General features: G+C 38.5%; 14 protein-coding genes. All 14 read right to left on the bottom strand.

All coding sequences use genetic code 11. The features are described 5' to 3' along the window. Positions 1–7: 7 nt before the first annotated feature. Positions 8–1528, bottom strand: a complete 1521-nt coding sequence (gene atpA / locus JC2156_RS07390) for a F0F1 ATP synthase subunit alpha (RefSeq protein WP_006846009.1) — start codon at positions 1526–1528, stop codon at positions 8–10. 54 nt (positions 1529–1582) lie between these two features. After that, positions 1583–2125, bottom strand: a complete 543-nt coding sequence (atpH, locus tag JC2156_RS07395) for an ATP synthase F1 subunit delta (protein WP_006846010.1) — start codon at positions 2123–2125, stop codon at positions 1583–1585. Beyond that, on the bottom strand, positions 2125–2640 hold the full coding sequence (gene atpF / locus JC2156_RS07400) for a F0F1 ATP synthase subunit B (RefSeq protein ID WP_006846011.1): 516 nt from the start codon (positions 2638–2640) through the stop codon (positions 2125–2127). The genes atpH and atpF overlap by 1 nt, the downstream gene beginning before the upstream one ends. Positions 2641–2673: 33 nt before the next feature. Then, entirely contained in the window at positions 2674–2886 is a 213-nt protein-coding gene (atpE, locus tag JC2156_RS07405; RefSeq protein WP_269961283.1) for a F0F1 ATP synthase subunit C, read from the bottom strand. Positions 2887–2938: 52 nt separating this feature from the next. Then, positions 2939–3655: a F0F1 ATP synthase subunit A gene (gene atpB, locus JC2156_RS07410; RefSeq protein WP_006846013.1), complete on the bottom strand. Its 717-nt coding sequence runs from the start codon at positions 3653–3655 to the stop codon at positions 2939–2941. A 340-nt stretch (positions 3656–3995) separates the two neighbouring features. Next, a complete protein-coding gene (gene upp, locus JC2156_RS07415) occupies positions 3996–4625 on the bottom strand; it encodes a uracil phosphoribosyltransferase (protein WP_006846014.1) in 630 nt (209 codons plus the stop codon). Positions 4626–4704: 79 nt separating this feature from the next. Beyond that, positions 4705–5952 (bottom strand): serine hydroxymethyltransferase, encoded by a 1248-nt coding sequence (glyA, locus tag JC2156_RS07420; RefSeq protein ID WP_006846015.1) that lies wholly within the window; start codon positions 5950–5952, stop codon positions 4705–4707. A 46-nt stretch (positions 5953–5998) separates the two neighbouring features. Continuing rightward, a complete protein-coding gene (locus JC2156_RS07425) occupies positions 5999–7030 on the bottom strand; it encodes an L-threonylcarbamoyladenylate synthase (RefSeq protein ID WP_006846016.1) in 1032 nt (343 codons plus the stop codon). Positions 7031–7144: 114 nt separating this feature from the next. Next, the gene (gene prmC / locus JC2156_RS07430; RefSeq protein WP_006846017.1) at positions 7145–8008 is read right to left on the bottom strand and encodes a peptide chain release factor N(5)-glutamine methyltransferase; all 864 of its coding nucleotides are present in this window, start codon (positions 8006–8008) and stop codon (positions 7145–7147) included. Position 8009: 1 nt separating this feature from the next. Further along, entirely contained in the window at positions 8010–9089 is a 1080-nt protein-coding gene (gene prfA, locus JC2156_RS07435) for a peptide chain release factor 1 (protein WP_006846018.1), read from the bottom strand. Between the two features lie 5 nt (positions 9090–9094). Then, positions 9095–9700 carry a thymidine kinase gene (locus tag JC2156_RS07440; RefSeq protein ID WP_006846019.1) on the bottom strand — a complete coding sequence of 202 codons (606 nt, stop codon included), beginning with the start codon at positions 9698–9700 and terminating at the stop codon, positions 9095–9097. Between the two features lie 220 nt (positions 9701–9920). Beyond that, the gene (locus tag JC2156_RS07445) at positions 9921–10628 is read right to left on the bottom strand and encodes a type 1 glutamine amidotransferase (RefSeq protein WP_006846020.1); all 708 of its coding nucleotides are present in this window, start codon (positions 10626–10628) and stop codon (positions 9921–9923) included. Then, positions 10628–11986 (bottom strand): Mur ligase family protein, encoded by a 1359-nt coding sequence (locus tag JC2156_RS07450; RefSeq protein WP_006846021.1) that lies wholly within the window; start codon positions 11984–11986, stop codon positions 10628–10630. The genes JC2156_RS07445 and JC2156_RS07450 overlap by 1 nt, the downstream gene beginning before the upstream one ends. Positions 11987–12171: 185 nt before the next feature. Continuing rightward, positions 12172–13971, bottom strand: coding sequence for a M3 family oligoendopeptidase (locus tag JC2156_RS07455; RefSeq protein ID WP_006846022.1), 1800 nt, complete (start codon positions 13969–13971; stop codon positions 12172–12174). Positions 13972–14122: the final 151 nt, after the last annotated feature.

The raw sequence follows: 14122 nt of genomic DNA on the forward strand, positions 1-14122 counted from the left end.
CCTCTACTTATTTCTCTGCATTATCGCTGGCGCTAAAAGTTGCCTTGAAGTTTTCAATCGCTGCATTCATTGCATCGGTATCAGGCAAATTCTTAGTTTCAACAACAGTTTGCAACAATTCATTATTAGTTGAACGAACGGCTTGAATCAATTCTGTTTCAAATCGCATAATATCATCAACCGCAACATCATCCATGTAACCATGAGATAGAGCATATAATGACAAAACTTGTTCTTCAACAGGCATTGGTTGATGCAAAGGTTGCTTCAACAATTCAACAGTACGACGTCCTCGAGCCAACTTAGATTGCGTTGCAGCATCCAAATCAGATCCGAATTGAGAGAAAGCTTCCAATTCCTTATATGATGAAAGATCCAAACGCAAAGTTCCGGCAACCTTCTTCATAGCCTTAATTTGCGCGTCTCCTCCGACACGAGAAACCGAAGTTCCAGCATCAATCGCAGGACGATTACCAGAATAGAATTGGTCAGAATCCAAGAAGATCTGTCCATCCGTAATTGAGATAACGTTCGTTGGGATATAAGCTGAAACGTCTCCAGCTTGTGTTTCAATGATTGGCAAAGCCGTCATTGATCCACCACCAAGTTCATCACTCAACTTTGCAGCACGTTCTAGCAAACGTGAGTGCAAGTAGAAGACATCACCAGGATAAGCTTCACGTCCAGGCGGACGACGAAGAATCAATGACAGCTCACGGTATGCCGTTGCTTGCTTTGATAGATCATCATAAACAATCAAGACATGCTTTCCGTTGTACATAAATTCTTCACCCATTGCAGCACCAGCATAAGGTGCTAAGTACAATAGGGGTGCTGGTTCTGATGGTCCAGCAGTAACAACGATCGTGTAATCCAAGGCTCCCATTGCACGCAATGTTTCAACTTGGGTCCGGACAGTTGAGTCCTTTTGACCAATCGCAACGTATACAACGATGATATTTTGATCCTTTTGGTTCAAAATAGCATCAATCGCAACAGAAGTCTTACCAGTCTTACGATCTCCAATGATCAATTCTCGTTGTCCACGTCCGATTGGAACTAATGCGTCGACCGCTTTCAAACCAGTTTGAAGTGGTTCAAAAACAGACTTACGTTCCATAACACCGGGTGCTTTAACTTCAATAGGGCGCGTCTTGTTTGTGTTAATTGGGCCCATTCCATCAACGGGTTGTCCCAATGCATTAACAACACGGCCAATCATTTCCTCACCAACTGGCACTTCCATGATTTTACCCGTACGCTTGACAATGTCGCCTTCACGGATTCCATCAAATTCACCTAGAACAATGATACCAACATCATTTGATTCCAAGTTTTGTGCCATTCCAAACACACCATTTGCGAATTCAACCAATTCACCGGCCATTGCGTTTTCCAAACCAGTAACCCGGGCGATTCCATCACCAACATAGGTTACGGTTCCAGTTTCTTGGACCGTCAATTCTGATTCGTAATTAGCGAGTTGGGCTTTGATGAGTGAACTGATTTCTTCAGCTTTAATGCTCATTTCAGCAGTTCCTCTTTCTTACGTTTGTGCAGTTGCACTGATATTATTTGATAATTAATGGACGATACTTTGGCGAATAGCAGCTAACTTAGTTGCTAATGACCCGTCCACAATTTGGTTGTTAGCAGAAATAATTACCCCACCTAATAATGAGGGATCAATCGTTTGTTCCAAGTCAACCGTCTTCGCACCAAAGCGCTTAACGATAACTTGCTTCAGACGATCAATCTGATCGGCATCCAACTCAACCACTGTCTTCACTTCAGCAGTCATATGACCAATTGAACGATAGACAAGGATTTGATATTCTTGCACAATCTGTGGTAATAAATCAAACCTTTGATAATCAAATGACATATTAACTAAATTAGTAACTAATTGTGAAGCAGGCTCTGTTAAAGTCTTTAAAACTTCTCGCTTAGCTGACTCATTAATGTTTTTAGCATTGATTACCTTTTCCAAATTAGGATTAGCTTGTAATACTTTAGTGAGTTCTTGCAATTCAGCAAGTGTCTCAGTATCACTATTTTGGTCATGAGATAATTCGAACAAAGCAGTCGCATATCGTTGCGCGATAATCGCGTTTTTTAATGCCATTACTTTGCCTCTAACTCTCCGATGTAAGCATCAATTAATGCTTTTTGATCATCTAATTTCAGTTCTTTTTGGATAATTTTTTGTGCAATTGAAACTGATAATTCAGCAACATCATTCTTAACACTTGCCATTGCTTCAGTACGCTCTTGCGCAATTTCAGCATTTGCTTTGATCTTCAATGAACTAGCGTTTTCACGCGCTTCATCTAGAATTTCATCGCTCCGCTTTGAAGCAGTGTCTTTAGCACTATTAATGATAGTTGTTGCTTGTGATTGTGTGGCTTGTAATTCTTCAGAACGTTGTGACTTCAACTTTGCAGCTTCTGTCTTATCGTTTTCTGCAGAATCAAGGTCGTTAGCAATCTTATCAGCACGATCTTGCATCATCTTTGTTACAGGCTTCCATGCAAATTTTCCTACAAAAAGTAGTAAAACAATGAAAGATAGTAGAACAAAGACCATATCACCCAAAGCCAACTGCTCACTGGCATTAACCAGTAAAATTCCATTTAACATGTGGTTGGCTCCTCTCTATTTTTGCCGCTAAAATTACTTTGAAAGCAACATCAATGAGATAACGAAAGCCAAGATAGGAACGGCTTCGATCAAAGCGACTCCAACGAACATGTTTGTACGTAACTTTCCTTCTAGTTCAGGTTGACGTGATGTTCCTTCGATCATCGCAGCAATAACACGTCCGTTACCAATACCGGTACCGATAGCGGCACCAGCTGCAGCAATACCTGCACCAATAGTAGCAATATGACCAGTCATAGTATAAATTCCTCCGAATTAATAAAATAAAAAAAAATATTTATTCAGCGATAGCATGTTCAGACGTATAGATCGACAACAATGTGACGAAGATAAAGGCCTGAATACCACCGATGAATAATGAGAACGCTTGCCAAATCATTGACAAGATAAATGCAGGAACTATAGTGAGTCCCAGGTGGGATGGATTACCAAAATTAGTAATCAACATCAAGAGCATTTCACCGGCCATGATATTACCATATAAACGTAATGCCAAAGTCAAATAATTAGTGAATTGCTCGAAAATATTAATTGGGAGCAATGCCGGCATTGGGCTCAAGAAAGTTGTTTTAAAGTAACCCTTGAAGCCTAGCTTATTTACTCCGACAAAGTTTGCTAAGCCAATAACAAGCAATGCCAATCCCATCGTAACAATTGGGTTCGCAGTTGGAGACTTCACATACGTGACATCACCAAAGGCAACCTGAATTGCTAGACCCATTTCGTTTGAAATCAAAATAAATAAGAATAGCGTAAACGCTATTAATTTAAGTTCATTTCCAATTGAACGGGGCAAAGAACTGTCCACAATTCCATTTGTAAAGTCAATCATCCATTCAAGCACATTTTGCTTCTTACCTGGCTTCATTGTCAAACGTCTTGACAAAAAGAAGACAAGGAAGAATACCAAAAGTGCCGCAATCACAGTTGAAATTACAACAGGCCAATCAAAAGTTAAGCCCAGCATTTGAAATGTGGTAGACTTTTCGTCCAAAAAACTCACCTCTTTCCTTTCATAATTTTTTCGGTTACTGCAGGGGAGCAATTACCGTTTTTAGTATTTACCAATCCTATTTTACTCCATTCAAACCATTTTTCAACGGAAAATAACATCAATTTTTTGTTAATTTTTGAATTACTTTCCTATGTTGTCTAATAATTTCACTTTTTACCAACTTAAACCCTCGTATCACTCTCTTTTGACATAACATATATAATTTTTATTCAGATTCATAGTATGTGCTTATTTTAATTAAATGGAAATTAAAAGGACCTGAATAGCTTTTTAGCTACTCAGATCCTTAGATTAAATTCATAATAAATGCAAATTCGAATTAACGAGTTCCAAATAAACGGTCACCCGCATCACCCAAACCAGGTACAATATAACCTTCTTCGTTTAGCTCATCATCAAGACCAGCTGTGAAAATATCAACGTCTGGATGTGCAGCTTGTACATTCTCTACACCAATAGGGGCTGAAACAATCGTAATCAACTTAATTGTTTTTGCTCCACGCTTCTTCAAAGCATCAATAGCCATGATGGCTGAACCACCAGTTGCTAACATTGGATCAACTACTAAAACTTCACGTTGATCAATATCTTCTGGCAACTTCACAAAATATTCAACGGGTTCCAATGACTTTTCATCACGATACATTCCAATATGACCAATTCGGGCAGCTGGAATTAACTTCATAATTCCATCCACCATTCCTAAACCGGCTCGTAAAATTGGAACAATTGCTAATTTTTTACCAGCTAATGTTTTCTTCGTTGTTTTTGCAACCGGAGTTTCAACTTCTACATCCATTGTTGGTAGATCACGTGTCACTTCGTATGCCATTAATGATGCAATTTCATCGACAATTTCACGAAATTCTTTAGTCCCAACTCGCTTATCACGAATAATTGTCAACTTGTGTTGAATTAAAGGATGATCAAATACAGTTAATTTACTCATTGCTGGCCTCTTTTTCTCTTTTAAATTATTAATTTTTATTATTAACCATTATAAACAATCTGATCACATTTTGGGATAATTAATTTGCATATTCAATTTGGTCAAGTGGGAAACGGGCAGTTAAGTCCCTCACACTCTTAGCTACCTCAGCTAAATTACCTTCATCATGTGGATTTGAAAAAACTTGTAAAATTAATTGGGCTACTTGTTTGACCTCAGATTCTTTAAATCCGCGTGTCGTAATAGCAGGTGTCCCAATCCGAATTCCAGATGTAATAAATGGGCTACGAGGTTCATTGGGAATGGCCTCCTTATTCACTGTAATTGCTACAGAATCTAGAATATTTTGTGCTTCTTTACCACTTAATCCACTAGCCGTTAAATCAAGATTGAACAAATGATTATCTGTTCCCCCTGACACAACCCGAACTAGGTCAGACGTCTTAAAGACCTCCACCATTGCTTTTGCATTTTTTACTATCTGTTGTCCATATTGTTTAAAACTAGGTTGCATGTCTTCATAGAAAGCAACCGCCTTACCAGCAATCACGTGTTCAAGTGGACCACCCTGCGTTCCTGGGAAAATCGCTGAATTCAACTTTTTCCCTAACTCAGCTTTGGCTAGAATCATCCCACCACGTGGTCCCCGCAAAGTTTTATGCGTTGTTGTTGTTACAACATCTGCAATTCCAACTGGACTAGGATGGACCCCTGCGGCAATTAGACCAGCAATGTGCGCCATATCAACCATCAAATAGGCTCCAACTGAATCTGCAATGGCACGGAAACGATCAAAATCAATAAACCGTGAGTACGCTGAAGCTCCTGTGACAATTAATTTTGGTTTAAATTCATGGGCCAATTGCTCAACTTGATCATAGTCAATTAATTCATTTTCATCCAATCCATAAGCGTGAAAATGATAAGTCTTACCTGAAAAATTAACGCTAGAACCATGTGTTAAGTGTCCACCCTCATTCAAACCTAACCCAAGCACATGATCACCATGTTCTAAAAGAGCCATATAAACTCCAGCATTTGCTTGTGAACCAGAGTGTGGTTGCACATTAGCATATTCAGCACCAAATAATTCTTTGGCACGATCGATCGCTAATTGCTCAACTTGATCAATATATTCGGTCCCCCCATAATAACGTTTTCCAGGGTATCCTTCCGCATATTTATTCGTCAAAACACTTCCCTGGGCAGCTTTAACCCCAGCAGATACAATATTTTCAGAAGCAATTAATTCAATGTTATGCTCCTGTCGAGCTTCTTCGCGGTCCATTGCCGCCCACAGTTCCGGATCAAATTCACGATAATTCATATGCATTCTCCTTGGCAAGTGCTGACTACCGATTTGAAAGATTAATTTAAAAATCCATCATCTCTTGTGCGTCAAAATATTGTTGTCCTGAAGCCTTTGCAAGGCGGTTATTATACGCCGCATTTTCTGGCTGAAGTGGCATTTCTGCTACTAAAATCATTTTAACATTCTTTTGGTCATCAAAGTTTCTTAATCCAGCAAACAATTTAGCAGCCGCAGTCGTCCCATCTGGACCCAAAGGCCAGACAAAATCCATTCCTGCTAAATGATGGGCTTCAATCATTTGATCTGATAACATTAAACCTACTGGTTCTAGTTGACTTTGAGCCCAAATAATTGCTTTCGTCCAATCTGCCTCTTTCACCATATAAACAGTTTTATCTGGTGCATAATGCCGGTACTTCATCCCCGGTGCTTTTGGTGCTTCGTCAGCTGAAACATGGTGTTCACTAGTATCAACGGATTCACCTAAAATCGCCTCAATTTGCTCCGCCGTAATCTTACCTGGCCGCAAAATCGCTGCCTGTGGAGTTGAAAGATCGATTACGGTTGACTCAACTCCAATCTTAGTTGCCCCATCATCAAGCACTCCCGCAATTTTACCGTGTAAATCATGATAAACATGATTTGCGATTGTAGGGCTAGGCTTCCCTGACGTATTAGCAGATGGGCCGACCAACGGTGATCCAACTTGATCAATTAAAGCACGTGTTAAGTCGTTATCAGGCATTCGTGAAGCTACTGTCTGTAGTCCACCGGTAACCAACGCAGATAATTTTCCTACTTGAATAGGTAAAATAATTGTAAGCGGTCCTGGCCAAAAGGTATCCATCAGTTTTTGCGCCCGTGCATCGACTTGGGCATATGTCTGTACCGTCTCAGGACGAGAAACATGAACAATGAGTGGATTATCTGACGGACGTCCTTTAGCCGCATAAACCTTACTTACGGCTTTTTCATTAAAAGCATCGGCTCCTAATCCATAGACCGTCTCAGTTGGAAATGAAACCAACTGACCTTTTTGCAAAGCTTTAACTGCTGGTTCTAGCTCTGTATTTTTCCATATTTTTGTTTCCATACTCATTTGCCTTCTTACTTTTAATATTTAAAATAATTGAATTTAAACATAACAAATTGAATTTAAACCCTTAACCTGGTCAATCCAATCCTAATTTTCAATCTAAACACTAGTTTAATTTGTCCGCTTAACCTTGATCATTCGATCATGTCCGCTTAAGTCAGGCCTCAATTCTACAACTACGTCTGGCAAAGTCTTAAATAAAGCAACTAATGCTGGCCCTTGTAAATATCCAATTTCAAAATAAGCACTACCTTTGGGTGTCAGATAATCCAATAATGATTGGGCCATTCTTTTATACAAAGCTAATCCTTCATCAGCGGCAAATAAAGCAAGATCTGGTTCATACATCAATACAGAATCATCCATTACAAATTTCTCTTGTTCTGCAATATAAGGCGGATTTGAAACAATGACATCAAACTGATGTTCAGGAACAAATTGATCCAATAAGTCACTCTCTACTAATGAAACATCCACATTTTGCTGTACTTGATTATCTTTAGCCACACTGAGCGCATCTTTTGAAATATCACTGGCTGTGACTGTCCAATTCGGACGTTCCGCTTTTAGTGTAATAGCAATTGCTCCGGAACCAGTTCCAATATCTAAAATATTTAAAAAATTTGCTGTTTCATCTTTTAAAATCCAATCAACTAATTCTTCGGTTTCAGGACGTGGTATTAATACCCGCCGGTCAACCTTAAATTCACGCCCATAAAAAGGCGCATGTCCAAGTGCATACTGCACCGGTTGTCCGCCCTTAATTGCTCTCACAGCTACCATAAACCGAATTCTTTTTTCATCTTCGATAACAGTATTCAAATTATTCTGTAACTGTCCATAATTCCAATTCATCATTCCAGTTAGCAAATAATCAATCTGCGCCATCCGTTCCGTTTTGTCTTGGATGTATGGTTCTAGTTGCCAATCGCCCCATTCTCTTAACGCTTCAAAGGTCATTTCTAATTCAAACATATTAATTCTTCAATTCTTCTAATTTGGCAGCTTGGTCTGCAATAACCAATGCATCAATCACATCTTCTAATTCACCGTTCATGATCCGGTCTAACTTATTCAAAGACAAACCAATTCGATGATCAGTCACCCGATTTTGAGGATAATTATAAGTCCGAATTCGTTCAGAACGATCACCGGTTCCCACAGCTGTTTTACGCATTTCAGAATATTCCGCCTCATTTTGTGAAGCATAGAAGTTATAAACACGAGTTTTCAAAATTTCCATCGCCTTAGCTCGGTTTTGTTGCTGTGAACGTTCATCTTGCATGGCCACAACAACTCCTGTTGGCAAATGGGTCATTCGAACAGCTGATGAGGTCTTATTAATGTGTTGACCTCCCGCCCCAGAAGAACGGTAAACATCAACTCGCAAATCTTTATCTTCAATTTTTATGTCAACATCTTCATATTCTGGCATCACACCGACTGTTGCTGTTGATGTATGCACTCGACCAGCTGATTCAGTTTCGGGAACCCGTTGAACTCGATGTGCACCATTTTCAAATTTTAACTTTGAATAAACATTGTCTCCCTGAATCATCAATACTAATTCTTTATATCCACCAATTTCAGTCCGATTCTCATCAATAATTTGAATCTTCCATCCTTGTTTTTCAGCATAACGAGAATACATTTCATACAAATTACCAGCAAACAAAGCGGCTTCATCACCACCAGCTGCCCCATGAATTTCCATGATAATATTCTTTTCATCATTGGGATCTTTTGGCAATAACATAATTTTCAACTGATCTTCAAAATCAGTTTTTTGACTAGTTAATTCCTTGATCTCTTCCTTGGTTAATTCTTCCATTTCGGGATCAAGTTTTTCTTTCAACATTTCTTTATCTTCTTCTAAATTCGTTACCACTGCTTGATAACGTTTGAAGGTATCAACCGTTTCACGTAATGAACCCTCTTCTTTTGAGAGTTCCATAAAACGTTTAGTATCCCCGATTACCTCCGGATCACTGAGCATTTCGCTCACTTCTTCATAGCGATCCACAAGGGTTTGTACTTTTTCAAAAATTTCATCCATCCGTCTTATTCCCCTTTTACAGCATTAGTATGTTTTTTGATCATTGCCAAATCTGGATTTTGATAATGGCGGCGGCAAACCGGCATATAGGCTTCATCGCCCCCAATTTGAATTTGTGCCCCTGAATACACGGGGTGACCATTGGCAATTCGCAAATTCATAATTGCCTTACGGGTACAAAATGAACATAATGTTTTCATTTCTTCAATTTTATCCGCATAGATCAGCAAAGCTTCAGACCCCGGAAACAATTGATTAAAAGCATCTTGTTTTAATCCAAATGTCAAAACAGGAACATCTAATTCATCCACAATTCGAGTTAATTGTAAAACTTGTTCTCGGGTTAAAAATTGAGCTTCATCAATTAAGACAGCTGAAAATTCTTCCGTTGATTCTAAAATGGTGAATATATCATCCTCGGCCTGAATTGCCCTAGCTTCTCTTTGCAAGCCAATTCGAGACGCAATCGAACCAATTTCGGTGCGATCATCCAAGGCATTCGTTAAGAGTAGTACTTTACGTCCTTGACTCTCATAATTATGGGCTACTTTTAGTATTTCAATACTTTTACCGCTTGCCATTGCACCATAACGAAAAAATAATTGTGCCATCTTTGCCACCCCTTTTTAAATATGTTCCTTTTATTATACACGAAATCGATATCCTATTTGCGGAACTTTCCACAAGATCTGATTCTGGATAAGTTAAAACAGCATACCAAATTCACGCTACCACCTTAGATTAATTTGGACTAAATAAAAATCGAACTAATCCACATTAAATATGCGTTTCAGTTCGATTCTCACCGAATTCGTTCCACTTAAATTAAGTTTAAAAATTTTCAGGTTCAATCGCAGAAATTTTTGTGGCCCAATCAACGTTAGGATATTTTCGCTCTAACGCAATTTTTAAAATACGTAATGCTAAATTTCCGTTGCGAGTTAAGATAGGTCCATGGAAATAAGTTCCAAAAACATTCCGATAGATTAAGCCCTCACTACCATCTTCACCGTTATTACCATTCCCGTGAAGCACCGTTCCTAATGGTCGTTCATCACTTGCAATAAATGTCCGACCTTGATGGTTTTCGAAGCCTTTATAAATTTGACCAGTTTCTTCATTTTTAATTTGAACATTACCAGTAAAGCGACCATGGGGTTGATTTAGGGTATAGTGATGCATTGCCGAAATTCCCTCAACTCGTGTGCCATCTGCTAACAAAAAATATTCTCCTAGTAGTTGGAATCCACCACAAACGCCCAAGAAGGGTCCATCAGCTTCGATGTATTTTTTAATATTTGCAGCTTTAGTCGGTAGATCTGCAGAAACAACCTGTTCTTCGTAATCTTGTCCGCCACCAAATAAAACAAAATCATAAGCATTCGCATCAAATTCATCGCCAATTGAAACAGTTGTGGTTTCAAATCTAACTCCAAGTTGTTTAGCGTAGTAGCGTAAGGCAACTAAATTACCATAGTCTCCATAAGTATTCATTAAGTCTGCATATAGATGTGCGGTATTCAATTGAAATTCAGCCATTATGCATCCCCCATTTTTTTGTTTTTAATAAATCCTTTTTGAGCGAGCCTAGTTCGTAATTGTAGCATTGCTGTATAAGTAGCCATCACATAGACCCGTTTTGTCGGCATCTTTTGAATTGCATCAACCACTTGATTCATATCCTGATAATAAGGATGATCTCCAAAGCCCGCCATCTTCAAGCGCACGTACAAATCGCGATATCTTTCACCACCTGTAGCAATTGCTTTCACGTTCATATCCATTAAATCTTCAAATTCAGCATCCCAAATCCAGCTAGTATCAATTCCATCAGCGTAATTAGCATTCAAAAGCCCCAAAACCGAAATTGGCTCCGGATCAGTTTTCATCATATCAATCACTTGATTAGCCCCAACCGGATTTTTAATCAACACAATGGTAACTTCTTTATCCCCAACATGAATCAATTCCTGCCGACCAAAGATTTGGGCATTTGATTCGAAAGCATGATGGATTTGTTGCTTGGTAACTCCTAGCCATTGACCCACGGCATATGCAGTCAAGGCATTATAAATATTATAAAGTCCTCCAATTTCGATTTGATAAGTTTCTCCATCCAAATCGAAGTTTGAATAACGTGGTGTTAGTTTATTAATATTGGTGACCGCATAATCCAATTCGGGACGTTTGAAATCGTCTGTTTTTGAAAAATAAAAGCCTTGATTGGCATACGTGCGGAAGTGATATGACAAAATACTATCATCGGTCGGTGATAAGACTCCATCAGTATTTATTGGAGCTCGTTTATCTCCTGTTACAGGTAAATGATTAAATCCAAAGTTAATCACTGGATTAGGTAGCTGCTCTCGTAAGAAAATCGGCGAATCAGCATTCAAAATCACTGTAGCTTCTGGGAATTGTCGAATTCCACGCAAAATTTTATCATAGGTTGTATAAATTTCTCCGTAACGATCTAATTGATCACGGAAAATATTGGTCAAAACGAAAGCTTGTGGCTTTAACTGAGCACTCACCATCTCCATATTTGCTTCATCGACTTCCAAAACCACCAAAACTTTCTCACCCTTTTTTGGTTGCTTAGCAGACAACATCGTTCCCGCAATTCCTTGAATCATATTAGATCCAGATGGATTCGTAATTACACGTGCATACTTTTCTCTTAAAACCCTTGTAATCAAGGCAGTTGTCAAAGTTTTACCATTAGTTCCCGTCACTAACACGACATCATAACGATCAGCTATGGTCTGTAAAACATTAGGGTCAATTTTAGTAGCTACCATTCCAGGAAGTGAAGTACCTCCGCGATGGAGCACTTTCGTCAAACTCAAATAAGTTAGGCGTCCTGCAAAAGTAGCCAGTGAACTTCTAAATGTCATTCTGTGCTTCCCTTCATTTTTAAATCTTCGTTTTATTAATTCTACAAATTGTTCTACCGGATGTAAAGCACATTAAAAATGAGTGCAACAAAGCAGCTTAGATGCAATTATCACTGACTTTAAACTTTAACCCATCATATTTTGATTGTAATAATTCATAATTAGGATCCGTTTATTTTTAAATCTTAGATAAACGGTTCTGATAGGTCTAGATACTGATCAATATCTGCTTGAATTGCTGAAACTCCAGCCTCAAAGAAATCAGGTTTGGTTAAATCAACTCCCAAATGCTTTTGTGCCAATTCCTCAGTTGACATAGCTGCTGTATCCCGTAACAAACTAATATAAGCTTCCTCAAAATTAGGTTGTGTCTTAGCCCAAGCATAAATTCCTGCACTGAATAGATAACCAAACGTATAGGGGAAGTTATAAAATGGAACATCATCTGCATAGAAATGTAACTTTGAAGCCCAAAAATGAGGGTGCCATTCTGATAAGCTATCTCTAAATGCTGTTTTTTGAGCATTTTCCATCATCTGATTAAGACGTGAAGCAGTTACATAACCTTCTTGCCGAGCTTGATAAAATTCATTTTCAAAAAGATATCGAGCATGAATATTTAAAAACATAGCTACTGGATTAGCCAGCTTAGCATCTAATAGCATTACTCGTTCAGCATCACTTTGGGCACTTTGCACATTTGCATCATTCACAATCAATTCGGCAAAAGTAGAAGCTGTTTCAGCCACATTCATTGCATAATCATTTCTTAAATATGGAAGATCCTGAAGTACGCTCGTATGGAAACCATGTCCTAACTCATGGGCAATCGTAGCTGCATCATTGGGAGAACCAGTGAACGTTAGGAAAATTCGTGATTCATTTATATCTGGAACACTCTCCATCCAACCACCAGGTTGCTTACCAGGCCGATCTTCTGCCTCAATCCAACCTTTTTCAAAGGCATTCTGCGCAAATTGTGCCATTTTAGATGAATATTGTCCAAAATTAGTAATAATTAATTTTGCGGCCTCATCATAGGATAGAGGAGCGAGTTGATATGTTCCCAAATGAGTCAAAGGTGCCGTTTGATCTTGCCATCCTAATTTATCGATGTCCATCAATTGGGCCCGCCGTTCAAAATATGGCTTAAACATATCTTTGTGCGCATCCACAACTGACCACATATTATTTAAAGTTTCAGCAGACATACGGTTTAAAGCTAATGGCTCTTCCATATAATCTTGATAACCTCGGGCTTTTTGTTCAGTTAGGCGTGCACCAGCTAGATGGTTCAACGTATCTGCTGCTAAATCTTCCACCTTAGTCCACATTTTTTCATAAGCCTGCATTATACCTCGTCGAACTTGAGCATCTGGATAGCCATCAATTTGATTTAAGGCTTGTCCAGCTGAAATCGTTTGTTGTTGCCCATTTTCATCTTCAAAACTCAAAGTCAGACCGGCCACCAAAGTTTCATAATGCTGCGACCAACCCATTAAACTATCCAACCGTAACTGATCCAAAAGGTCTTCAGTTTTTGAATCCAATAGATATTGGGCTTTTGCCCGTTGTTCACTTAAGTTGAATTGAAGCTCTGCTAACTCCGGTTGCGCTAATAAATTTTCAAATTCTGTCTCTGTTAATTCAGCTAAGAAAACTTGCAATTCCTTTTCAGGCTTAGCTAATTCTGTTCCTAATTGATCAATTTGATTTTGAATTGGTCTGAATTCTGAATTAGTATAATCATCAGCTGACCAAGCATTCACAAAGAGGTCTGCAGTTAAATACCCTGACAGAATTTCCTGATAAAGTCCAAACAGCTCCCCCATTTTTTCAATTTTGTGATCTGATTTATCTTGCTTTACTTGTGTACTGAATTCAATAACCTGTTGCCTAAGAGTTTCTATTTTAATATTGAATTCTGTTCCATGAACTCCACCCTTAAAAATAGTTTCTAAATTCCAATTTAACGAATATGTCATTTTTATACTCCTCTTTCTTGATTTAATTTTACCTTATTCTACTCTAATTTAAAGTGGACTCCAATCATTCGCATTCCAAGCATCAAAAAAGAGTTAATTAACATTAGGTTCAAAACCTAACTACGCTAATCAACTCTCTATCTTTTATTAA

It is taken from the genome of Weissella koreensis KCTC 3621, from assembly GCF_000277645.1.